The organism is Neoluteolibacter marinus (genome assembly GCF_014904755.1).
Taxonomy (GTDB): domain Bacteria; phylum Verrucomicrobiota; class Verrucomicrobiia; order Verrucomicrobiales; family Akkermansiaceae; genus Haloferula; species Haloferula marina.
On record NZ_JACZFQ010000031.1, the window covers coordinates 1 to 23284 of the forward strand.

At 65.1% G+C, this 23284-nt stretch carries 17 protein-coding genes; 5 read left to right on the forward strand and 12 right to left on the reverse strand.

Features of this window, described 5'->3' with window-relative positions; all coding sequences use genetic code 11:
• The first annotated feature begins 611 nt into the window (after positions 1 to 611).
• Positions 612 to 1949: a C39 family peptidase gene (locus IG178_RS08225; RefSeq protein WP_193212059.1), complete on the forward strand. Its 1338-nt coding sequence runs from the start codon at positions 612 to 614 to the stop codon at positions 1947 to 1949.
• Positions 1950 to 2078: 129 nt separating this feature from the next.
• Here IG178_RS08225 and IG178_RS08230 read toward each other — a convergent pair whose 3' ends face one another.
• From IG178_RS08230 to IG178_RS08240, 3 genes are all read right to left on the reverse strand, one after another.
• Positions 2079 to 3914 carry a phosphoenolpyruvate carboxykinase (GTP) gene (locus IG178_RS08230; RefSeq protein WP_193212060.1) on the reverse strand — a complete coding sequence of 612 codons (1836 nt, stop codon included), beginning with the start codon at positions 3912 to 3914 and terminating at the stop codon, positions 2079 to 2081.
• A 154-nt stretch (positions 3915 to 4068) separates the two neighbouring features.
• The gene (locus tag IG178_RS08235; protein ID WP_193212061.1) at positions 4069 to 4452 is read right to left on the reverse strand and encodes a hypothetical protein; all 384 of its coding nucleotides are present in this window, start codon (positions 4450 to 4452) and stop codon (positions 4069 to 4071) included.
• 239 nt (positions 4453 to 4691) lie between these two features.
• Positions 4692 to 5909: a class I SAM-dependent rRNA methyltransferase gene (locus IG178_RS08240; RefSeq protein ID WP_193212062.1), complete on the reverse strand. Its 1218-nt coding sequence runs from the start codon at positions 5907 to 5909 to the stop codon at positions 4692 to 4694.
• 125 nt (positions 5910 to 6034) lie between these two features.
• Between IG178_RS08240 and IG178_RS08245 the strand changes: the two genes are divergently transcribed.
• Complete coding sequence (locus IG178_RS08245) at positions 6035 to 6487, forward strand: CBS domain-containing protein (protein WP_193212063.1); 453 nt, start codon at positions 6035 to 6037, stop codon at positions 6485 to 6487.
• Between the two features lie 10 nt (positions 6488 to 6497).
• Here IG178_RS08245 and IG178_RS08250 read toward each other — a convergent pair whose 3' ends face one another.
• The 7 genes from IG178_RS08250 to IG178_RS08280 form a co-directional block, all read right to left on the reverse strand.
• A complete protein-coding gene (locus IG178_RS08250; protein ID WP_193212064.1) occupies positions 6498 to 8336 on the reverse strand; it encodes a glycoside hydrolase family 15 protein in 1839 nt (612 codons plus the stop codon).
• A 19-nt stretch (positions 8337 to 8355) separates the two neighbouring features.
• On the reverse strand, positions 8356 to 10551 hold the full coding sequence (locus tag IG178_RS08255; protein WP_193212065.1) for a bifunctional alpha,alpha-trehalose-phosphate synthase (UDP-forming)/trehalose-phosphatase: 2196 nt from the start codon (positions 10549 to 10551) through the stop codon (positions 8356 to 8358).
• A 3-nt stretch (positions 10552 to 10554) separates the two neighbouring features.
• Positions 10555 to 11433 (reverse strand): FAD:protein FMN transferase, encoded by an 879-nt coding sequence (locus IG178_RS08260; protein ID WP_193212066.1) that lies wholly within the window; start codon positions 11431 to 11433, stop codon positions 10555 to 10557.
• A complete protein-coding gene (locus IG178_RS08265; RefSeq protein WP_193212067.1) occupies positions 11430 to 13103 on the reverse strand; it encodes a 4Fe-4S binding protein in 1674 nt (557 codons plus the stop codon). Before IG178_RS08265 ends, IG178_RS08260 begins: the two co-directional genes overlap by 4 nt.
• Positions 13078 to 14916 carry an FAD-dependent oxidoreductase gene (locus IG178_RS08270; RefSeq protein ID WP_193212068.1) on the reverse strand — a complete coding sequence of 613 codons (1839 nt, stop codon included), beginning with the start codon at positions 14914 to 14916 and terminating at the stop codon, positions 13078 to 13080. Before IG178_RS08270 ends, IG178_RS08265 begins: the two co-directional genes overlap by 26 nt.
• Before the next feature lie 88 nt (positions 14917 to 15004).
• Entirely contained in the window at positions 15005 to 15634 is a 630-nt protein-coding gene (locus IG178_RS08275) for a hypothetical protein (protein ID WP_193212069.1), read from the reverse strand.
• A gap of 45 nt (positions 15635 to 15679) precedes the next feature.
• Positions 15680 to 17137 carry a sulfatase gene (locus IG178_RS08280; protein ID WP_193212070.1) on the reverse strand — a complete coding sequence of 486 codons (1458 nt, stop codon included), beginning with the start codon at positions 17135 to 17137 and terminating at the stop codon, positions 15680 to 15682.
• A gap of 369 nt (positions 17138 to 17506) precedes the next feature.
• Between IG178_RS08280 and IG178_RS08285 the strand changes: the two genes are divergently transcribed.
• The 3 genes from IG178_RS08285 (at position 17507) to IG178_RS08295 (ending at position 21024) form a co-directional block, all read left to right on the forward strand.
• Entirely contained in the window at positions 17507 to 19117 is a 1611-nt protein-coding gene (locus tag IG178_RS08285) for an arylsulfatase (protein WP_193212071.1), read from the forward strand.
• Between the two features lie 4 nt (positions 19118 to 19121).
• Positions 19122 to 20501, forward strand: coding sequence for a sulfatase family protein (locus tag IG178_RS08290; protein ID WP_193212072.1), 1380 nt, complete (start codon positions 19122 to 19124; stop codon positions 20499 to 20501).
• A 193-nt stretch (positions 20502 to 20694) separates the two neighbouring features.
• Positions 20695 to 21024: an HU family DNA-binding protein gene (locus tag IG178_RS08295; protein ID WP_193212073.1), complete on the forward strand. Its 330-nt coding sequence runs from the start codon at positions 20695 to 20697 to the stop codon at positions 21022 to 21024.
• Between the two features lie 103 nt (positions 21025 to 21127).
• On the opposite strand, the gene IG178_RS08300 is transcribed toward IG178_RS08295, so the two are convergent.
• The gene (locus IG178_RS08300; RefSeq protein WP_193212074.1) at positions 21128 to 23107 is read right to left on the reverse strand and encodes a YehQ C-terminal OB-fold domain-containing protein; all 1980 of its coding nucleotides are present in this window, start codon (positions 23105 to 23107) and stop codon (positions 21128 to 21130) included.
• Positions 23083 to 23284, reverse strand: a 202-nt coding sequence (locus IG178_RS08305; protein WP_193212075.1) for a VWA domain-containing protein, incomplete at its 5' end; no start/stop codon positions are given. The genes IG178_RS08305 and IG178_RS08300, both read right to left, overlap by 25 nt.

Here is a 23284-nt window from a genome sequence, read left to right on the forward strand (position 1 = left end):
GTCGCCAGGTATTTGCCCGGCACTTTCAGAGATGAAGGTGCCGGGCTCTTTTTTTGTCCTCGTGGCGGCAGCGTGGAAGGGGAGGCGCGGGCAACGGACCCGGGGCAACCCACGCTACCCACGGTGCAACCCACGCGGGGCGACCGAGATGGTGAAACTTACACTACCGGAACCGGGCTTCGCCCGGTTCCTTGGCGAGGTGTCCGGTGTTGATCGGGCCGGACCCTCCTCGGAGCCGAAGCTGAAGGTCACTCACGGAAGCAATGCGAGTGAAATGAAGTAGAGATGCTCTTCCTGGAGGCAGCGCCTGCTTTCTCAGCTGCGCGCGTTTGAGGAGAGCCCTCCTCGAGCTTCCCATGCAATTTGTCCGAACAGTGATGTTCGGCGATTCAAGTGATCACCTATGAGCACCGAATTCGTAAATGCGTTTGCATGCACCGACGTCCAGGAAGCCGGTTCCTCTCTGGAATCAGGACAATCAAACGCTGTGCGGAACATGAGTATCGGTGACAATTGCTTAGGTTCGCCGCGTGGAGATGAAGTTCTCTTAACAAAAACTTCATGCAACAATCATTGGACAACCCATCAGGAATTTTATGAAAATTGGACTTATGAAAATTGCCATCCCTCTGATCGTCGGGCTGCTGACTCTGTCGGGCCATGCAGCACCCAAGGAGAAGGACCGAGCATCCCTTGATGGAATCGTCTTCGATGAAGCGCTCTGGACCAAGAACCTCGAGGACCTCAAGAGTCCCGATCCCGAGGAAGAGGAAGGCGACGCCGAGCTGCGGAAGCAACTCAAGGAGAAGGGAATCACCTTGGGCAAGAAGCGTCCCGAAGGATTGACATGGCTCTCCGGGGCGAAGAACGGATTGCGGGCCGATCCGAATAGCTACGAACTGCTGGGTGAAAAAGTAGGAGAAGTCGTGATCCGTGGAACCGACGGAAAACCCACCGATGCGACGGTTTCTGTCTACAATCGCGGGGACGACGGCGAAATTGGATTGAGTGATTACACCCAGCGGCTGGATGAGTGGAAGCGGCTCCTCGACGACAAGCTGGAGGTCCGATCCGAGGTCAGGAACAGTCGTGGCGCGGTCGCACTCCAAGGATGGATGTGGCGGAAGGGCGACACGGCGGTCCTGCTCGAGGGTAGTGTGAGCAAATCCGATGATCGGGTCGAATTCATCCGTCTGCGCTTCGCTTCCATTTCAGCGGCCAAGAATGAACCCCGCCGGATGGCGCGTCGCGGGACTTTCGCCGAGAATGTCAAAAAGGACGACAAGGGCTTCACCTACGTGAGTGGCATCCCGATGGTTGACCAGGGCCAGAAGGGTTACTGCGTGGTTGCCACCATCGAGCGTGTTGCACGCTACTTCGGAGCGGACATCGATCAACATGAGATGGCGCAGATCGCGGATACCGATGACAGCGGGACCTCCGGCGACGACATGGAAAAGGCGTTCCAGAAAGTCACCGGGAAAATCCATCTTCGGACCCTCAAGCACATCGACTACGACGATCGGCAGCTTGAGAAGGACATCCGGGGCTACAATCGCGCCGCGAAGGCCGCCAAGGTTCGGACCTTCGATCTGGATCCGGATGAGTACTACATCAATCCGCGGCACTTCTGGTCGGTGGCAAACAAGGAGACCTTCCGCGAGATGAAGCGCTCACAAGGGGGCTACGACCACTTCAACCGCAAGATCAAGGAATACGTCGACCAAGGGATTCCGCTTTGCTGGACCCTCTACCTCGGCATGTTTAAAGAGGAGGGGCTTCCCCAGACGTACGGTGGCCACATGCGCCTGATCATCGGCTACAACCCGAAAACCGAGATGATCATGTACACGGATTCCTGGGGCGAAGGGCATGAGAAGAAAACCATGCGCGCCGACGAGGCCTACTGCATGACCATGGCCCTCTATTCGATGGTGCCCAATCGTTAGTCTATCGTTGGACTGGTGCCAGCCAGGCTGCTTGTAGCGGAGACCCTGGCTACAGTGGCGTCGCCGCATGGCGCCGGCATCGCTTCGGCCCCACCCCGTTGAGGTGGCGCTGAAGTGCGCCCAAATGCTTCAGGCCAGCCTTGCGGCCAAGAGTTCGCGTTGGAAGACGATCTCCTTCGGCAGCAAGTCGTAGAGTTTCAAGAATAGCTCGCCCTGGCTGATGATTTCGTCTTTCCACTCCGCGGGATCGTAGGCCATGCAGGCTGAAAACTTCTCCTTGTCGAAGCCATCGAGACCTTCGGCGTTGAAGTCCTGCCATTCCGGTGTCCATCCGATCGGTGTTTCGTGACCGGCGACCCGGCCCTTGCAGCGATTCACGATCCATTCGAGAACGCGCATGTTTTCGCCGAAACCTGGCCACAGGAAATTCCCGTCGGCATCCTTGCGGAACCAGTTCACGTGGAAGAATCGCGGCAGGTGTTTCACCAATCCGCGCATGTCGAGCCAATGGTGGAAGTATTCCGCCATGTTGTAGCCGCAGAACGGCAACATCGCCATCGGGTCGCGGCGGACACCTGCCTTGAGGCCGATGGCCGCGGCGGTCACCTCCGAGCCCATGGTCGCACCGACGTAAACCCCATGCGACCAATTGAAGGCCTGATACACGAGCGGCATGGTGGTCGGGCGCCGCCCTCCGAAGACGATCGCCGAAATGGGAACGCCATCGGGATTCTGCCATTCGGGATCGATGGTGGGGCACTGCGACGCGGGAGCGGTGAAGCGCGCGTTCGGGTGGGCGGCCTTGGTTCCCGAATCTGGCGTCCAGTCGTTGCCCTGCCAGTCGATGAGGTGCGCCGGCGGCTCCTTCGTGAGGCCCTCCCACCAAACGTCGCCGTCATCGGTGAGTCCGACATTGGTGAAGATCGTGTTGGCCTTCATCGAATCCATCGCGATGGGATTCGTGTCGTAGGAAGTGCCAGGAGCGACGCCGAAGTAACCGGTTTCCGGGTTGATTGCGTGAAGGCGGCCGTCCTCGTGGGGCCAGAGCCAGGCGATGTCGTCGCCCACGATCGTCGTCTTCCAGCCCGCCTCGGCATAGGACTTGGGCGGCACGATCATGGCGAGGTTCGTCTTGCCACAGGCGCTTGGGAAGGCGGCGGAAACGTAGGTCTTTTCGCCGGACGGGGCGGTCAGGCCGAGGATCAGCATGTGCTCCGCCATCCAATCATGCTCGCGGGCGATGTTGCTGGCGATGCGCAGGGCGAGGCACTTCTTGCCCAGCAGCGCGTTGCCGCCATACCCGGACCCATAGGACCAGATCTCGCGGGTATCGGGGAAGTGGCAGATGTACTTGTCCTCGTTGCACGGCCAAGGGACGTCCTGCTGCCCGGGTTCGAGGGGAGCGCCGACCGAGTGAAGGCAGGGGATGAAATGGCCGTGGCCGTCCCGCTTGTTGTCGATCTCCCCGGCTGCCTCGGCTTCCAGCCGATCGAGCACCTTCTTGCCCATGTGGGCCATGATGCGCGTGTTGACGACCACGTAGGCACTGTCACTGACCTGGACCCCGATCTTCGCGAGCGGCGAATCGAGGGGGCCCATGCAGAAGGGGATCACATACATCGTCCTTCCCTTCATGCAGCCGCTGAACTTGGGGCGCAGCAGTGCCTTCATCTCTTTGGGATCCATCCAGTTGTTGGTGGATCCGGCGGCGCCCTTGCGGCGCGAGCAGATGAAGGTCCGGTCCTCGACGCGGGCGACATCCGACGGGGTCGAACGGGCGAGGAAAGAGTTCGGCCGCTTCTCGGGATTCAGGCGGGTGAACGTGCCTTGATCGCAAAGGAGCCGGGTAAGGCGATCCCATTCCTCTTGCGAGCCGTCACACCACTCGACGGCAGCGGGCTGACAGAGAGCGGTCATTTCCTCAACCCAGGCGAGGAGAGCAGCGTGGCGGACATTTTCGTTCATTGCGCTGCCATTCAAGACGCAATCATTCGCGGCGACAACCACATCGGCGGATTTGCAGGGGATTCGGTGCACGGCGCGAAGCCGGAGACGGGCCGCCGTCGCCCCGCCCACCCGGAGGGACGGGCGGGGCGGTGGCCACCCAGGGGGGAGGAAATCAAACCCGGAAGCGCCACAGGTCTTCCGTCTCCGGGTCCCGCGGGGCGGGGCGCCGTGATACGGGACCCTGGAGCGTGCGAGCCGCCTTGCGGCCGCCGGTCAGGAAGAAGCTTTCGCAGCCGACTTCAACGACTTCGAGGCCCATGTAGTAGGTGTCGTGGAGCGTGGTGACGGACTCGATGCCGAACACTTCGGCAAGGTGCTCGCGCAGCAGCGCGGTTTCCTTCCTGCCGATGAATAGGAAGGCCGGGGTTTTCCCATGATCGCATTTCGAGCGGATCAGGGCGGAGACTTCCCGGGCATTCCAAGCATCGGTGAAAATGAGCTCCGGTGCCAATGAAACGGAGTCGGGGAGCGGGGAGGGCTCGTGTCGCTGGTTCATCGATATGTGGGTCGGGTGATGCGAACTCGTGAGCAACATACGTGCCCGCATCCGGGATTCAGTGCAGTTGTGGTGACAATTCCGTGCGGCATGCCCTCGGCTCATGGACCCGGTCAGAGACGATGAAAATGCGTGTGAATGAAATGCGGAGTAGTTGAAAGATTCGCGAAAGACGCATCATCGCGCCGCCGCGCGGGATCTACGGGTTGAGTCGTAGCAATGCATTCGTCCGCCGGCGATCAATCGATCTTCAAGCAAATGGCTTTCAGGTATTCGGCCTCCGGAAATGACGCGGGATGATCCGCAGCGTGCGCGGACGTCCATTGCTCGCTCCATTTCCGGCCGCTCTTCCTGGCCAGCTCGCGGACCAGTCCGATGAAATCCACGGCGGGAACGTGGGCGGAGCAGGACGCTGCGACCAGGATGCCGCCGGGGCGAAGGCGCTCGATGGCTTTCGCGTTGAGGCGGTGATAGGCGCGGATGGCGCCGTCCCGTTCGCGCTCCCGTTTTGCCAACGACGGCGGATCGACCACGATCAGATCGTAGCTGCGGTCCGCCGGCGCCTCCTCGATCCATGCGAAAGCATCCGCTTGCACCGCTTCGTGCGGCACCACGGCGATCCGTGGCTCATCCGCATTGAGTTTGAAGTTGCGGGCGGCGCTCTCGAGGGCATGGGCGCTGATGTCCAGATCGGTCACCCTGCTCGCCCCGCCCCGTGCGGCATACAGCGAGAAGCCTCCGGAAAAGCTGAAGACATTGAGCACGCTGCGACCTCCGGCCAGTGCCTCGACCCGCGCGCGGTTGTCCCGTTGATCGAGGAAGAAGCCGGTCTTCTGTCCACGGAGCACCGCGGACTCGAAGCGGATTCCGTTTTCGCGGAAAACCACGATGTCGTCGCCGGGCTCGCCGCGGTAGCCTTCGCGGAGGTCCCACTTCGACCCGGCTTCGGTCATCACGTTCCGGCTCATCCTGAGGACCAGGTGCTCCGGGGAGAAAACCTCCCGTAACACGTCTTCAACGATCTCCCAATGCGCGAGCCACGAGGCGGAGTAGAGCTTCACCACCAACGTGCCGGAATAGAGATCGGCCACCAATCCGGGGAACCCCTCGCTCTCCCCGTTGATGCAACGGGCTCCGTCGGTCCGTTCGTTCAGCACCGTTCCGTCCCTGCTCGCCAAGGCGGCACGGGTCTTGTCCAACCACCAGGTGCGGTCGATCGTCGCCGGCTTTCCGCAGTGGAGGATCCTCACCCGGATCGGCGAGGCGGGATCGTAGAGGCCGACCGCGAGAAAGCGGTCCTTGCGGTCGTACATCACCGCAAGCTCGCCGGCGGTGCCCTCCCGGTTCTGGCCTTTCACGCTGTCGGCGAAGACCCAAGGGTGTCCGGAGCGCACGGCCGATTCCGCACGGGGAAACAACTGGATTCGGAGGCGGGGAGTTGGCTTGGCGGGATTCATCCGGGCGCGCCGATCAAGCCTCTTTCCCGGCGTTTCGCCAAGCGGCGATCCGGGACATCGCCGAGACGATGCTTGCCATCTGCCCCCGGCGTGCGAGAGGGTAGCGGGTCAACTCAGAAAATTCCATGCAAGTCTCCGGTACCACTCGAAACATTCTGGGCTCCAAGGGCCGTGACATCTGGACCACCACCCCCGACGCGCTGGTCTTCGATGCCATCCACTTGATGGGTGAGAAAAACATCGGCGCCTTGATCGTCGTCGAGAACGGCGAGGTCGTCGGCTTGATGTCCGAGCGCGACTACTCCCGCAAGGTGGTCCTGCGCGGGCGCACCTCGCGCGACACCCGCGTGGAGGAGATCCTGAGCCGGCCGGTGGTCACGGTGGGACTCGACACCAGCATCGACGACTGCATGCGCCTGATGACCGAGCACCGGATCCGTCACCTGCCCGTCGTTGAGAATGGCAGTCCGGCCGGGCTCGTGTCGATGGGTGACCTGATCAAATGGACGCTCAGCGCGCAGGAGGACGCGATCCACCAGCTCGAAGGCTACATCGCCGGTCAGTTCACCATGCGCTGAGGCGGGTGGATCAGGCGTGGATCATGTCGTCGTCCTCCGCCTTCGATAGCTCCATGGCGCAGTCGATAAGCGCCAGGTGGCTGTAGGCCTGCGGGAAGTTCCCGAGGTGCCGGCGGGTCTTGAAGTCGAGATCTTCCCCGAACAGCCCGTGGCCGTTGGCCGCGGCGAGCAAGGACTCGAACAGCTTCCGTGCCTCGCTCCGGCGTTTGATCGAGGCCAAGGCCTTCACCAGCCAGAATGAACAGACCGTGAAGGCGCTCTGCGGCTCGCCGAAGTCGTCCTGGTTACGGTAGCGGTACATCAGCCCGTCGACGCAAAGTTCCCGCTGCGTGCAGTCGACCGTTCCGACAAAGCGGGGATCGGTCGGTTCCAGGAAGCCGTATTCCGCCATCAGCAGGTTGGAGGCGTCGAGGTCCTCCACGCCGTAGGATTGGACGAAGGCGCCCTTCTTTTCGTTCCAGCCGCGTTTGCAGATGTCGTCGTGGATCTCCGCGAGGAGCGCGTGGTGCTGCTCCGCCCAGGTCGTCTTGTTGAGCAAGTCGGCGATCTTGATCGCCCGGTCGATGGCGACCCAGCACAGGACCTTGGAGAAAACGAAATGGCGCTTTTCGCCGCGGATTTCCCAGATACCGCGGTCGGGTTCGCGCCAAGCTGCGCCCACCGTGCGGACGATCGACCGGACCTGGGTCCAGATGCGGTCCAGGGTTTCGGGCGTCCGCTGGCGCATCGTGAGGTCCTGGTAGATCACGTCCATGACGACCCCGTAGATGTCGTGTTGCTCCTGGGTATAGGCGGCGTTGCCGACGCGGACCGGATAGGAACCCTTGTAGCCGGAAAAATGTTCCAAGGTCCGTTCGGTGAGCGTCTTTTCGCCGCGCAGGCCGTACATGATCTGCAAGGAGTCATCCTTGGTCGGGACGGTCCGCATCATCCAGTCGATGAAGCGCGAGGCCATCGACGGATGGCCGGTCCGGTGCAAGACGGCCACGGTCATCGAGGCATCGCGCAACCAGCAGAATCGGTAGTCCCAGTTGCGTTCCTCCCCGACGGTCTCCGGCAGCGACGTGGTCGCGGCGGCGAGGAAAGCCCCGGTCGGTCCGAACTGCAGCATCTTGAGGACCAGGGCGCTGCGGAGCACTTCCTGGCGGTACTGCACCGGCAGGTGGGTCCGCGCCGACCACAGCATCCAGTAGGCGCGGGTGCGCTGGAGCATGAGCTCGACCAGTTCCATGTCCGGCACCTGCACCTTGTCGTGGTAGCTGAGGAAGAGGAAGCGGTCGCCGTTGAGCTGCTGCTCGGTGCCATCGTGAACGGCGAGGGCGTCGAGGTCGGTCCACAGGTAGACCGACTCGTAGATCAGCCCGTGGCCGCTGTCCCATTCAGTGGTCGCCTTGATCCGGTCGGGTTCCACGACCACGTGGGTGTCGCCGCGGCCGTACTCGAGCTTCGGCTGGTAACGGACCTTGATGCGCGGGCTGCCGCTGACCAGCCGCAGCTTCCGGATCACGTCCGGCCCCACGTCGTCCATCCGTCCCGCCCGCCCGTCGGACGTGTAGCGGGGCATGAAGTCGATGAGCTCGAACGCCCCGTCCGCGCCTTCGAAATTAGTGACCAGGACGTTGGTATGGCGCTCGTAGTGCTGGCCCGTCACGGTTCCGTCGACCATCTCGATCCCGAAGGTCCCGCCCTTCTCCTCGTCGAGGATGGAGGCGAAGATCGTGCCGGAGTCGAAGTCGGGCAGGCAGCAAAACACGATGCTTCCGTGGGCATCGATCAGGGCGCAGGTGCGGCCGTTGCCGACCATCCCCCAGTGGTAGTCGTCGGCCAGCCGGGCCGGGTCAATTTTCATCGTCGGTGCTTTCAAGGTTTCAACGGCGGAGTTCGTCGCGGAGGGCCTCGAGGAAGACCCGCATGCCGGTGATGTCGGTGCGGTAGGTGGCGCGGGTGGATCCCTTTCCGACCTTCACGGCGAAGAATTCAACCCCCTCGGGTTCCAAGGCAATCATGGTTTCATCCGTCTGGTCGTCGCCCGCGACGAGGGCAAGGCTGCAATTCCATTCCTTGATAAAGTGCTCCACGGCCACCCCCTTGCTGACCTGCAGGCTGGAGATCTCGACGATCTTCTGGCCGTGGTGGACCGTGACCGGCAGGTTGGCGGCCATGCCCGTCAACTCGTCCAGCAGCCCCCGTGCCCTCCAGGCGCCGAACTCGGGATCCGCCTTGCGGTAGTGCCAGACCAGGGCGGATTGCTTTTCCTCCATGTGGGTGCCGGGGGTGAGCAGGCAGACTTGTTCAAGGTGCTCGCGGATCGAGTGCTTCCACTCGGTGTTGACATGGGGATTGAAGAGTTGCCAATCGCCGGAGCCGCCGTCGAGCCAGCGGTAGCCGTGCTCCCCGACCAGGGTCGCGCCCAGTCCGCCGAGGTGCTTTTCGAGAAAGGTCGACGGCCGGCCGCTGACGACCGCCAGGGAGATGTTCCCGACCGCCGCGAGGTCCCGGATGAGTCCCGGCAGGTCCGGATCGGGAACCGCGTGATCGGGGACATCGACGAAGTCCCGCAGGGTGCCGTCGTAGTCGAGGAAAAGGCCCAGTTTGCGGCCCGCCTGGACCTCCTCCGCGAGTTGGACGGCCAGCGGCTTCATTTCCATGATGGCCACCCGCTCCTCGCGGTCGGGAACCTTCTCAAGGTCTTTCAAGAAGCGCCGCGCCCAGTTCCCGCTGTCCTGCTTGCGCAAGCGACCCTGCATCATGTCGATCCGCGACCGGCGCTCGTTGTCCGGCATCTCGAGCGCGCGGTTGAGGGCCTCGGCGACGTCGTCGATGTCGTAAGGGTTCACCTGGATCGAATGCGAGAGCTCCTGCGCCGCACCGGCGAATTCACTCAGGATCAGGACTCCGGGCCGGTCGGAGAATTCCGGCCGCTGGCAATCGAGGAACTCCTTCGCCACCAGGTTCATGCCGTCGCGCAACGGCGTCACCAGGCAGACTTCGCAGAGCGCGTAGAATGCCGCCAGGTCGGCGATCGGGAAGCCGCGGTGAAGGAACTGGATCGGCGAGTGGCCGACCCGGCCGAACTCGCCGTTGATGGCGCCGACTTCGCGCTGCACCTCTTCGGTCAGCAGGTCATACTCCTTCACGCCCTGCCGCGAGGGCACCGCGATCAGGACGAACAGGACCTCGTCACGCTTGTCGGGATGGAGGGTCAGGAAACGCCGCATCGCCGCCAGCTTCTCCGGCAGGCCCTTGGTGTAGTCGAGGCGCTCGACGTTCAGGATCATGCGTTTGCCGGCAAGCTCCTGTCGGTGCTTCTCGAGGATTGCAGGGAAATCCGGCTGGCTCATCACGGATTCGAACCCGGCATGGTTGTGGCCGATCGGATAGACGCCCATGCGGACCTCGCGGCCCTTGTGCCACATGCCCTCCGTTTCGGATTCCCAGCCGAGCACCCGCAGCAGCGCCGAGCGGAAATGCCGCAGGTAGTTGTAGGTGTGGAAGCCGATCACGTCCGCCCCGAGCACGCCCTTGAGGAGCTCCACCCGGTTGGGCAGCACGCGGAAGATCTCGCTGGTGCAAAACGGGGTGTGGAGGAAGAAACCGACCTTCAGGCCCTTCTTCTGCCCGCGCAGCAGCGACGGCACCAGGAACAGGTGGTAGTCGTGGATCCACACCTGGTCGCCTTCGTCGGCGACTTCCATGATCACCTCGGCGAATTTCTCGTTCACCTGGCGGTAGGCTTCCCACCAGTCGCGGGAGAAGCGGGCCCGTTCCACCATGTAGTGGAGGAGCGGCCACAGCGTGCCGTTCGAGTAGCCCTCGTAGAAGCCGTCGAGCTCGTCCTGGGTGAGGAACACCGGCGCCACACCGGATTTCTTCAGCTCGGCGCGGACCTTTTCCGTATCCTCGAAATCCTCCTCCGCTCCACCCGGCCATCCGACCCAGACCTGTTCGATTTCCAGGGCCGCTCCCTCCAATGCCGACGCCAAGCCTCCGGTCGTCCTCTCGGCGGTGCCGTCCGCGTGGATCTTCACCGGCAACCGATTGGAAACCATGATCAGTTTGCTCATGCCCTAGTCCTGCACGGGGTTGGCGGGCTGTCGAGGGGGGATCTTTCCTGCCGGGCCATCGGGGGGCGATCCATCCGGCCGTCCGTGCCAAATGACGCGCAGGCCGTGTTGCCCTGCTAGATCGGTCCCGGCGGGGCCCAGCACGAACAAGGCGGTGGCCCAACCGCTGGCCAAGGCGGCGGAAGGTCCGATGACGCTGACACTGCACGGTGGCCGCAGCACGGGAGTGCCGGTTGTCGGATCGAGGATGTGACCGGCCAGCCGCTCGCCGTCGCGGCGGTTCCACTGGCGGACGTTGCCGCTGGTCGCCAGCGAGGCGGCGCTGAGGTCGACGGTTTCCACGACCGGTCCCGAGCCGATGACCGGCGCTTCGATGCCGACCGGCCAGGTTCCTTCGCCGGCGCGGACTTCACCGGCCAGCGAGATGACATAGCGGCGCACCCCGCGGGTCGCGAGCCTCTCGGCGACGCGGTCGAGGGCATAGCCCTTTCCCAGCGACGACAAGTCGATGCCACTGCCTCCCGGTCCGAAGCCGGCGTCTGTTAGCTTGGCGAGCAGGCGGTGATCGAAGGCGCCTTGCGTGTCATGGTACAGTGACTCCGCGAGGGCGAGGACCTCGCGCAGGTCTCCTGTCGCCGCTTCGCCGCGGTTGAAGCGGCAGAGGTCGGATCCCGGCCGCCAGGTGCTGAGGACTTGCTCCCAATGCTCGATGACCGAGGCGATCTCCCGCCGGGTGAGCTCTTGATCGACCGGCTCGTCAGTGAGGAATTTCCACCCGCATCCCATGGCCCTGCCGGTGAGGACGATCTGCTGGCGCCGGCGCTTTTGCCAGAGGGTGAAGAAGGTGCCGGCGACCCCGGCGATGGCGAAGCGGCGGGTCATGCGAAAATCCGGGTGAGCCAGGCGATCAGCACGACGCCACCGGCGATGGCGTCGCGTCGCGTCCATCGGCCGGGCGCGCTGGTGAGGAACTTCAGCACCGCACCCGTCGGGCAGCCGTAGTGACAGTAGGCCTGGGGCAGGACGGTGGCCAGCGCCAGGCCGGCGAGGAAGATCGCCACCGGCACCATGGCGATGAAGCCGGTGCTCCAGACTTCAAAGGGCTCGGCGTCCGCGAACGGAATCGACAATCCGAGGAAGGCAAGCAGCCAGAGCGCGCCGAGGGTCGTCCAGGGCATGGCGAGCAGGACGCGGTGGAGTTTCCGCGGCAATGCGATGCGGCGGGTCGTCAGCTTGCCCATCCATTGTTGGGCCGCCCCATGGGGACAGAGCTGCGAGCAGTAGACGTTTTTCCCGAAGATCGCCGGGATCACGATGGCGGCGGCGGTCAGGGCGAGGAGGGGAATTGCCACTCCCGCCACCGAACCGCGCATCGCCGATTTGATCCATTGGTCCTGGCCGGTCATCAGGCCGAGCCACAGGCCGCCGGCGACGACGCTGACGACCGCGAATCCGGCCCGCACCCGCGGCCGGCCGCGCAGCGGTCCGAGGCCGATGACCAGGCCGGCCACAATCCATGACAGCGCGATGGCTTCTCGCCAACCGAAGGGATCCGGCGGTGCAAGGGGAGGCGCGAAATGCCGGCGCAGCATTTCCTTCACGGTGTCCTCGACCGCTTCCGCCGTGCGGCTGGCCCCGCTGACCATCACCGTCGATCCGGTTTCGAGGGCGGCGACGTCGGCGACCGGCATGCCGGCGAATGGTGCTTCGAACTTCAGCGCGTCGCCGACGTCCCGGGTGTAGGGCGGATTATCGCGGCTGCCCGCCAGGAACACACCGACGATCGTTTTTTCCTCCGGGTCGAGGCAGACCAGCACGTCCTGGATTCCCTGGAAGCCGCGCACGGCCACTCCCATGTCGACCGAGCGCAAGACCGTCCCGAGCATGCGCCCGTCCGCCGCCACGACGCGGGTTCCCTGGACGCCGGCGGCTGCCGGGAAGCACGGCCGGATCGTCTCGAGGTCGATTCCTTCCGGGAACCACCGGTCCATGCCGCTTGCACCGAAACGTGCTGCCAGGCCGCGGGCCATCGCCTCGCTGGTCTGCGACGCCCCGCTGACGATGACCGGTTCGGAGGGGGCACCCAGACTCGCTTGCGAGCGGCTGGTCCATTGATTCACGAAGCCCCCGTCGGCCATGACCTTCGCGACGTGACCGGCGGTATCGGCACTCCCGACCAGCCCGACTCCCGCAACCCGGCGGTCGTTGTCGAAGACGACAAGCAGGTTGGAGGGGCCTGCATAGCCGGTAATCGGTCCGGATTCGGGAAAGGTCTGGGCGACCCAGCCGACGGGTTCGCCCGCGGCATCGAGGACCGGAAGAAGCCGGTCGTCGCCGGACGGGGAGCCGATCGTTGCGGCGGCGGGAAGAAAGCTCTGCACCTGCGCGAGCACTTGCGCGGGATCCAGATCGCCCGAGCGTCGCTCCATCCGCGAAACGTGAACGCGGTGGAGGCAGAGGAAGACCGCCGCGAGCACGCCGAGCCGGTATCCGGCGATCAGCCAGCGCCGGGCCCGCCGCCCGGGATCAGCGCGCGGCCGCCGTGTTTTCATCCAGCGTGGCGCGCAGCTCATCCATGCCATCAAAGCGCTTGTCACCGGGCAGGCGCCAGAGCGATTTGGCCTCGTCCAGGTGCTCTTGATAGACATCCCGCGGCAAGCAATCATGGAGCTTGCAGATCGCGGCCGCCCGTCCGACTGCGACGCCCATCATGCCGATCGTCTTCATCACGCGGATGGTGCCGAGTGCCTCGCGGGTGACGCTGATGTTGCGGCCGGCCATGAACAGGTTGGGCACGTTGCGCGAGTAGAAGCAGCGGTAGGGGATCGGGTAGCCGATCCGCTTGTCGACGGCATGGCGGTGGATCGCCTTGGAAATGAACGGCTGCTCCGGCGTGGCCTTGGTGTAGACCGGATGCGGGACGTGGAGGTCGATCGACCAGGTGGTCAATACGCAGCCGTCGGGAAACTCGCGTTTTCCCTCGATGTCGGCGTCGTTGAGGACGACATCACCCAGCAGCTGCTGGGTCTCGCGGGTGCCGCCGACATAGGCCATCCATTCGAGCCGGGCGTTCGCATGCTGATTGGCATCGCGGCTGGCGTAGGCGCCGTTGTTCTTGATCGCGTTCCAGGCGCTGAAGGAGGCGAGCAAGTTCCAGTCGCGGGTCTGTTCCAGGTCGTGGATCGGGTGATTGTCGAAGCCGCCTTCCCAGAACCATTCGGCGTGGCCGCGCTGCGGATAGGGGAAAGCCTTTTCATCCAGTTCGAGCATCCACGGCTGCCCGGGGAACGGCTGCGGACCGGGCTCCGGTTTCCACATCCACATGTTGCTCATGCCCATCCGTCCCTCGGGGGGCATGTCGAGGTCGGCGCCGGCCCACTGGCCGATGAATCCATGGCCGGTGCAGTCGGCGAAAAGCGTTCCGGTCAGCCGCTTGATCCGCCCGGTCTTCACTTCCAGCAGCCTGGCGGCGGCGATCTCCTTGCCGTCCATCTCGAGTCCATAGGCATGGTGGCCGAGCAGCAAGGTGATGTTCTTCTCGGCCCGGACCACCGCTTCCTTCTTGTCGTCGACGAACTGCTCCGCGGGCGCCGGCGATGCCTTCGCGTGGTCGCTGATCTCGCGGATGATGTCGGCCAGCTTGTAGTCGCTCGGTGGCAGGTCGCCCATCGCCCATACCCGGACTTCGGATGAACCGTTGCCGCCGAGCACGTCCCTATTCTGCACCAGCGCCACCTTGCAACCCATCCGCGCCGCGGAGATCGCCGCGCCGAGTCCGCCGTAGCCCCCGCCGATGACGACCAGGTCGAAGTTCCCGGCGTCCTCGACCCCGTCCGGGCTCCCCGGCATCTTCCATGCGATGCGGTCTTCCAAAAGACACGGCTCCGGCGGTTCCGTGTTGGCGGATGCGCTGAGAAGGATCGCGTCGACGCGGCCGTCGAAGCCGGTCAGGTCCTTCAGCCGGATCTCGCTGCGGCCGGCGGGCAGCTCGACCTCGCCGGCTTTTTCCCACGCCCATTCGCCCTTGCCGGCGCCGAGTTCGCCGCCGACCGGCTTGCCACCGATCTCGAGCGAAAACCGTCCCGCGCCCCCCTCGCGCCCCAGCGCTTCCGACCAGTCGCGGGTGCGGACCCAGGCGGTGTAGGTCGCGGCGGCGGGCAGGTTCACCCCGGTCACCGCATCCTCGACCGGCCGGCCGAGGCCGTGGGCGATGAGGTAGGGCGAGCCCATCGTCTCGATGAACTGGGTATCGATCTGCCAGCCGCCCGGGTGGGTGAATTGTTCCGCCTCGATCAAGAGCGACGGCGAGGCGGCCGTGAGGACCGGGGTGGCGGCCAGTGCCGCGGCGAAAAGGAAGGGTTTCATCGGTGAATCAGGAAACAGAGCTCCCTGATTACGGGAGGATCCCGGCGATGTGTCACGGGGATGATCCGGCGCGGCAGGGACCGTGCCGTCAGATGCGGACATCTTGGAAGCGGCAGCGCCCCGTCCCGGGATCGTAGTCGAGATAGTATGAACCTCCCCGTCCTTCCGCCCGGAGTGCAGGGGAACTGCGATGCGTGGGTTCGAAATCGTGCAGGGACTTGATGATCTCGTAGTCTCCCGGTGACACCGTGAACTGGAAGTCCCAACAGGGGTCCATGCCGCCACTGTACCGCAGCCGAACCCGGTCAACCGATGCGGGGAGGCTACCTCCCAGGTGGCGCCGGAGCTCGCGCCGGGCCCGGAGTTCCGGGGGATAGAGCCGAGCAATGCTCACCAGCGCCGCGAGGATGATCAGGGCCGCAGGCAGGACGACCAGGGTGGTTCGCCACCAGGCCCTGCGTCCGCGGGACATGAAAACCAAGGCGAGGAACCACTCGACGACGAGAACGATAAGCCAGAGGGGAATCCCCAATAGCAACACCATGAGCGACGCTCCTATCAATCCTTCGTAGAAAATCCACCACCCCAGCGCCTCCGAGAGGACCATGGTTCCCGCGGCGAGGCAGATCGACGCGGGAATCAACAGCGACGGCCCGACCCGGAAGAACGCCGGGATTTCCGGCGGTGCGTCGATGTCGGGCGGCGGTTGGGGCAGCATGGCCCGAACCTGCCCGGGCACGGCACCGGTGACAAGAGGGCCCGCTCAGCGGCGCTTGGCGGCCTCGGGATGGCGGGCGAGGATGGCGCGGAGCTCCGCCACCACCTCCGGCTTGTCCTCAGCGAGGTTCTTCGTTTCGAGGGGATCCTCCTGGTAGTCGTAGAGTTCAAGCTCGGCGGTCTCGGGAGGCGCGCCGGATTTCTTCCACTCGATCAGGCGATAGCGCTCAGTGCGGATGGCGCGGCCGATGCCCTGCCGCGGGTAGCAGTGGTAGGCGTGGTCGCGGACGCGGGCGGCGGGGTCCTTGAGCACGGGGACCAGGCTGGTACCGTCAAGTGGCTGCGGCGCGACGGGTGCGGGCAGGCCGGCCAGCTCGGCGAGGGTCGGGTAGAGATCGACGGTTTCGGCGAGCTGCTTCGTGCTCTGGTGCGCTTGGGTCACGCCGGGGGCGATGATGAGCAGCGGGATGCGGTTGGCCTGTTCGTAGTTGGTGTGCTTGGTCCAGATGTCGTGGTCGCCGAGGTGCCAGCCATGGTCGCCCCACAGGACGATGATGGTGTTGTCGGCGAGCCCCTGGCGATCGAGTTCTGCGATGACCTTGCCGATCTGGGCGTCGGTGTAGCTGGCGCCGGCGTAGTAGCCGTGAATGAGCTTGCGGCGCATCTTTTCGCCGATGTTGCCGTTCTGCGGGATGGGCTTGAAATTGACGATTTCCCCGCCGTGTTTGCCGGCTTGCGCGGGAGCGCCGGCCGGTGCCTTGGTGAATTCCGGCTGGGGCAGCTTGGCGGGGTCGTAGAGGTCCCAGTATTTCTTCGGCACGGAGAAGGGCAGGTGCGGGCGGGCGAATCCGAGGGCCATGAAGAAGGGTTTGCCGGGGTTCTCCTTGGCGGCCTTCAAACGGCGGATGGCCTCGTTGGCGACGCGGCCGTCGGCATAGGCGTCATCGGCGACATCGGGGGATTCCCAGGCGGCGCCGCGGGGCAGCTCGTGGATGCGGTTGAGCTCGCGGTTCGAGAAGTAGGCTTCCTCGCGGGTGAGCTTGCCGCCGGTGCTCTCGGGTTCGAGGTACTCGATGAGCTTGTCCTTGAAAACCGGGACGTCCCACGAGGCGGGGTCTCCGATGTTGCCGTGGCCGAAGTGGAAGACCTTGCCGAGCGCCTGGCTCTGGTAGCCGTGTTTCGAGAACCACTGGGGCAGGGTGACGGCGTCGGGGTAGACCTTGCGGACGTCCGCACCGAAGTTGTAGATGCCGGTGGAGGTGGACCGGCTGCCGGCCATCAGGTTGATCCGCGACGGGGCGCAGACCGACTGGTTGCAGTAGGCGAGGTCGAAGCGCATGCCGCGCTCCGCGAGCTGGTCGATGGCCGGGGTCTTCGCCGCCGCGTCGCCATAGCAACCGAGCGTCGGCTTGAGGTCGTCGACAAGGATCAACAGCACGTTGGGCTTGTCCGCGGCGAGGCACGGGGCGAGCAGGGCGATGGCGGCGAGGATGGATCGGATCATGGGTGGGACGGGTTGCGCGGGTCTGGACTCCGGGCGCGGCAGGACTTCCTTTCCCCATTTGTTTCACGTTGGCGGCGGGCGTTCCGGCATCCTGTGTCATCCGGGGCGGGAATGGTGGCGGGCGATTGAAATGGACTCCAGGTCGGCAGGGTATGAAACCGGTCGCGGTGCCCGGTGCGGTAACGGTTCGGGGGCTCGCGAAATACCACGGGAAATGCCGGCGGCGGTCCGCGGGTGGCACGGTGCCACCACGGCCCCCGTTTCGCAAGGAATGGAACAAATGCCGCCCCCGGGACACTGTATCAACGAATGCCGGCCGCAATTCCTCACGGACGATTCCCGCGGCGACCGGAACCCAAGCAATCCTTCATGAAACACCTGCTCCTTCTGCCCTTCTTGCTCTCGCTGCTGCCTGCCGCGGAAAAGCCGAACATCGTGCTGATCATGGTCGATGACATGGGCTACTCCGACCTCGGGTGCTGGGGTGGGGAGATCGAGACGCCGAACCTCGACTCGCTGGCGAAGAACGGCCTGCGCTTCACCCAGTTCTACAATTCCGCCCGGTGCTGCCCGACCCGCGCCACCCTGATGACCGGCTTGCACCCGCATCAGACCGGCATCGGTCACATGACCCGCGAGGATGCCCCGGACGCCAGCAACACTCCGCCGGCCTACGCCGGCAACCTCAACGACTCCTGCGTCACCCTCGCCCAGGTGGCGAAGTCCGCCGGCTACGCGACCTTCATGGCGGGCAAATGGCACCTCGCCGGCAAGAACCAGGTCGACTGGCCGCTACAGCGCGGTTTCGACCGCTTCTACGGCACCATCGCCGGCGCCGCGCACTACTTCCACCCGGTCGGCTGGCGCAGTGTCTTCGACGGGAATGAAAAGCTCACCGACCCGAAGTCGACCGGCGACCGTCCCTACTACACCACCGACGCCTTCGCCGATCACGCGATCCAGTACATCGAGGAGAACGAGAAGGCGGGCGACAAGCCGTTCTTCCTCTACCTCGCCTTCAATGCCCCGCACTGGCCGCTGCACGCCCCCGACCCCGAACTGGACAAGTACCGCGGCAAGTTCGGCATGGGCTGGGACAAGCTCCGCGAACAGCGCTTCAAGAAGCAGGTCGATTCCGGCTTGATCCCGGCCGGCTGGAAACTGTCGCCGCGCGATCCCGATGTGCCGGCCTGGGACACCGTCGGCAAGGAGAAGCAGGTCGAAAGCTCGCTGCGCATGTCGGCCTATGCCGCGATGATCGACCGCGTCGACCAGAAGATCGGCGACCTGATCACGGTGCTGAAAAAGAACGGCGAGTTCGACAACACGCTCATCCTCTTCCTTTCCGACAACGGAGCCTGTGCCGAGGGTCCGCTGCTGGGTGACGGCGACCCCGTCGCGGACCGGGCCAAGGGCAAGCCGTCGTTCAACCCCGTGCTCGGCAAGGCCTGGGCCAATGCCTGCGCCACCCCGTACCGGCTCTACAAGCACTTCGCCCACGAGGGCGGCTCGAACACCCCGTTCATCGCCCACTGGCCGGCGCGGATCCAGGGCGGGCGCGACTGGTTCCGCGAGCCCGCCCAGCTGATCGACGTCATGGCCACGGTGGCCGACGTCACCGGCGCGGGATACCCGGCCAGCCACGAGGGGCATGCGATCCTGCCGATCGACGGGGTCTCGCTGACCGCGGCCTTCGACGGCAAGCCGCTCGCACGCAAGAGCCCGATCTTCATCGAACATGAGGACAACGCTTTCGCCCGCGACGGTGAATGGAAACTGGTCGGCCGCGGTGTTTCCCCGGCCTCCGGCCTCAAGCCGAAGAAGTGGGAGCTCTACCACCTTTCCGGGGACGGCACCGAGCTGAACAACCTGGCCCAGGAACAGCCGGACCGCGTGAAGTCGATGTCGCAGGCATGGCGCCAGTGGGCGAAGCGGGTGGGCGTCTATCCGAAGCCGGGCGGGAAGAAGAAAAACAAGTGATGCCATGAGACTCCTCCTGATCGCGTTCCTCGTCCTGACCGCCGCGACCCGCGGCGCGGGGACGAAACCGAACTTCGTCCTGATCATGGCCGACGATTGCACGTGGCGCGACCTCGAGCTCCACGGCGGGCAGGCCAAGACCCCGAACCTGCTGAAGCTCGCCGGCGAAGGGATGCGCTTCGACCGCTGCTTCCAGGCGGCACCGATGTGTTCGCCGACGCGGCATTGCCTCTACACCGGCCTCTATCCGGTGAAGTCGGGGGCCTGGCCGAACCACACGATGGCCTACGACCGGGTGAAGAGCATCGCCACCTACCTCCAGGCCGGCGGGTATCGCACCCACCTTTCGGGCAAGACCCACATCGCGCCGAAGTCCGTGTTCCCTTTCGAATACAGCGGCAACAACAATCCCGACATGAAGGCGGTGAGCACCTTCTTCGCGGAGTGCGCGGAGAAGGACACGCCGTTCCTGCTTGTCGCGGCGTCGAACGAACCCCACAGCCCGCACAACAAGGGCGACGCCTCGGCCTACCCGCCGGACAAGATCAAGCTCAGCCCGATCCAGGCCGACACCCCGGCGACCCGCAAGTCGCTCTCCGCCTATTTCGCGGAGATCACGTACTTCGACGGCCAGGTCGGGGAGATCCTCGCCGCCCTCGAGGCGAAGGGGCTGGCGGACAACACCTTCGTCATCGTCCTCAGCGAACAGGGCTACGATCTCCCCTTCGCGAAGTGGACCTGCTACGACGCCGGACTGAGGAGCGCCTGCGTCGTCCGCTGGCCGGGAAAGGTCAAGCCGGGTTCGTCGTCGCAGGCGATGGTCGAGTATGTCGATGTCGTCCCGACCTTCCTCGAAGCCGCCGGCCTGAAGGTGCCGGATGATCTCGATGGCAAATCGTTCCTGCCCGTGCTCCGCGGGGAGACCGGAAGCCACAAGACCCACGTCTTCGGCCTGCAGACTTCCAAAGGAATCATCAACGGTCCGGTTCACTACGGAATCCGTAGTATCCGCGGCGAGCGCTACCGCTATGTCCGCAACCTCACGCCCGGCGTGACCTTCCGTAACGCCGCGACCCGCGGCAAGGTGTTCCAGGGCTGGACCCGCCGGGGCGAGGCCGGCGGCAAGCAGGCCGCGGCGCTGGTCCATGACTACCTGCACCGTCCCGCGGAGGAGCTCTACGACTGCGAGGCGGATCCCTGGAACCGCCACAACCTGATCGGCGACAAGTCGCTCGAACCGGTCGTCGCCGACCTGCGTCAACGGCTCGACGCCTGGATGAGCTCCCAAGGTGACCAGGGACAGGCGACCGAGGAACTCGCCCTCACCCGGATGCCCGGGAAATCCGGCCGCAAGGCAAAGCAAAAGAAGGGCGACGGCCCGTGACGGGCTGGCTTTCCGGCCTTGCCCGCCGCCGTGGTCCGACCGGCATTTCCGCGTCCATGACGGGTGGCTGGAGGGGGGCAAGCGGGGCCAAAAAGCGCTGGTTTTCCCGGTCTCCGGCGAATCCGGCACATTTCTCGCCTGCAAGTGCAGAGGCTAGCTTGACAAGCTGGTTCGAATCCTGAATTCCCTTCGCATGGCCAAGAAACCTGCAACCATTAAAGAACGTTACTCCAAGACCCAGATCCTCGACCAGATCGCCGGCGAGACCGAATTGAACCGCAAGCAAGTCGGTGCGGTGCTCGACAGCCTGGGCGGGATCATCGAGGGCCACCTGAAGAAGAATGCCGTGGGCGAGTTCGTTCTTCCCGGCCTGATGAAGATCACCACCGTGCGCAAGCCGGCGGTGAAGGCCCGCAAGGGGATCAATCCTTTCACCAAGGAAGAAGTGACCTTCAAGGCGAAGCCGGCCACGACCGTCGTCAAGGTCCGCCCGCTGAAGAAGCTCAAGGACATGGCTTCCTGAGATCCGTGATTTGAAAACCGCAGGCCCGTCCTGCATCCGACGGCGGCCCCGGGATTTCCCGCGGGCCGCTTCTTCGATGCCGGGAGACCGGTTCGAGACGAGATCAGCGGTCGCCTGCCAGATCGATGGCCAGATGATGCAGGTAGACCGCCCGCAGTAGCCCGGGCGAGGATGAAGCCGTCATCAGGGCGGTTCCCAATTCGGCAAGTCCCGCCCGTTGGCAATCGGCGGCGAGGCGGTCGAGCCGGCCGGGGTCCCGGACCAGGTGCAATCCGCTTTCGGCCTTGGCGCGGAGCTCCGATTGCATGGGTTTTAGGAATGCGACGAACTCCGGCGGCGCGGGTGCCGCGGCGGGATCGTCGTGGTCGCCGAGCCAGGCCGCGATCCGGCTTCCCAGCATCCGTCCGAATCCACGGAGCCGGTTTGCCGGTGGTGGCGGCTGGAACCACAGGTCCCACCGCCGCCCGTCGCCGAAGAGCGTCAGCGGCATCAGTCCCGCATCGTGACGGGGATTGACGAAGGCCAGCAGGCGATAACTTCCCGCGCCGAAATCGAAGTTCTCGAGGAAGGCCACGGCCCCGGCGCTCAGTTTGTCGTAAGGAAGCACGACGTCGCTCACCGCGCCATCCTCGTCGGTTATCGGTAGCCGCAGTCGTTGCTCGACTTGATCGAACTCCGGTTTGCCCCACGCCGCCGGCTCGATCAGCACCAGGTGGTCGAGCGGTTGGGAACGCCGGAGCCCGGCCGTCGCGGGGCGAGCCTCGTGGAGTTCCGGCCACCGGCGGTGAACGGGGAGTTCGCGGTCACCGGGGAGATCCGGGCGAACCTGCACCGCGGTGGTACCATCCCCGGAGCCCAGGCGGCCTTCGTCGCTCACCTTCGGTTGTTTCAAGGTCAGCCGGCTGGAGGCAAGCGCCTGGATGGTCCCGCTGCCTGCCCACGGTCCGGGACCCTTATAGCGATGTTCCGGCTGGAACCCTTCGTCGACATCCTTGGGCCGGACCTCGCTCCAGCTCAGGTAGCGGCTGCCGTCGTGGAAAATCACGCTGATCCCCCGGTAGCCCGACCCGGTTTGCCACGGATAAACCCCCACGCCTAAAAGGTCGAGCGCGGTGCCCTCCGCATAGCGGCTACGCGCACGGCCGGTGAGGTCGGCGGGGGCATGGGCACCCGGCCTTGCCAAGGCCGAAGCCAAGGCATGAAGCCTGGCCATCGACTCAAGAAGCACCGCCGAGTCGGCGCTCGCGTGGCGGGCGAGCTGCCAGTCGATCCCCTGGGCGACACGCTCGAGTTCCAGGGCGGGCCGATGCAGGCCGCCGGTCCGGCAAGACATGGCCAGCACGCGTGCCACGCCGGATGAGTGCGCCGTCAGATGCTGCAACCCGAGTTCAACCGCATCTTCCAGCCAGCGGACAAGTTGTACCGGCAGCGAAATGTCGTGCGTCGTGGGGGCGATGTCGTCAGCCGTTGCCGGCGTTGATTGGACTCCATGGGCCTCGCGGTAGGCCAATACCGCGGCGGCCTTGTATTTCCGCGCGTGGCGGGGTGCCGCCGAAGTGATCACGCCATCGAGGTCGGCGCCGTGAGGCAAATGGCATTCCACCCCGGTATGGAACCGGACCTGCGGTCCGGTAACCCCGGCCAGCTGCTGCCGCGCGAGTTCGGCCGCCGCCCGGAACTCCGCGGCCCCGCACCAGCGCCGGATCGCGTCGCCGTCGATCTCCAACCACTCGTCAGCCTGCGGGAGCGGGGACCCGACGTTCGCCTCGCCCTCTTTGCCGGTACCGCCTCCATGCCGTGCCGCCAGGGTCAAGCCGGCCGCCACCAGATGATGACAGATGCCGCTCGCCGGGCAGCTGCAGGTGCCGGCGGCAACGCCGGCCGGTCCGAACTCGACCTGCCACGCGCCACCGCTCACCTGAACCCGGTCCCCGCTGCAGTTCACATCGACTCCCGGGTCGGCCGCCAGGTCCTTGCGGGCGCGGCGCAGCAAGCCCCGGCTGGCGAGCGCTTCCCATGCTTGATCATCGAGCGCGGCCGCCTGGGCCGCCAGCCGCGTCAGGAGATCTTCGTCGCCAGCCATTCCGCGAATTGTTTGGGCGTTGCCGCCGTGATGTCCATGCCGAGTCCGGCCAGCTTCCTGCCCATCGCCTCGTCGTAACAAGGCCGCGCCCCGGCATCCAGCGAGGCCAGGCCAATCAAGGTCACGCCGGACTCGGCGAGCCGCTTCACCGCGCCGAGCATCCGCCCCGGCGGGGGG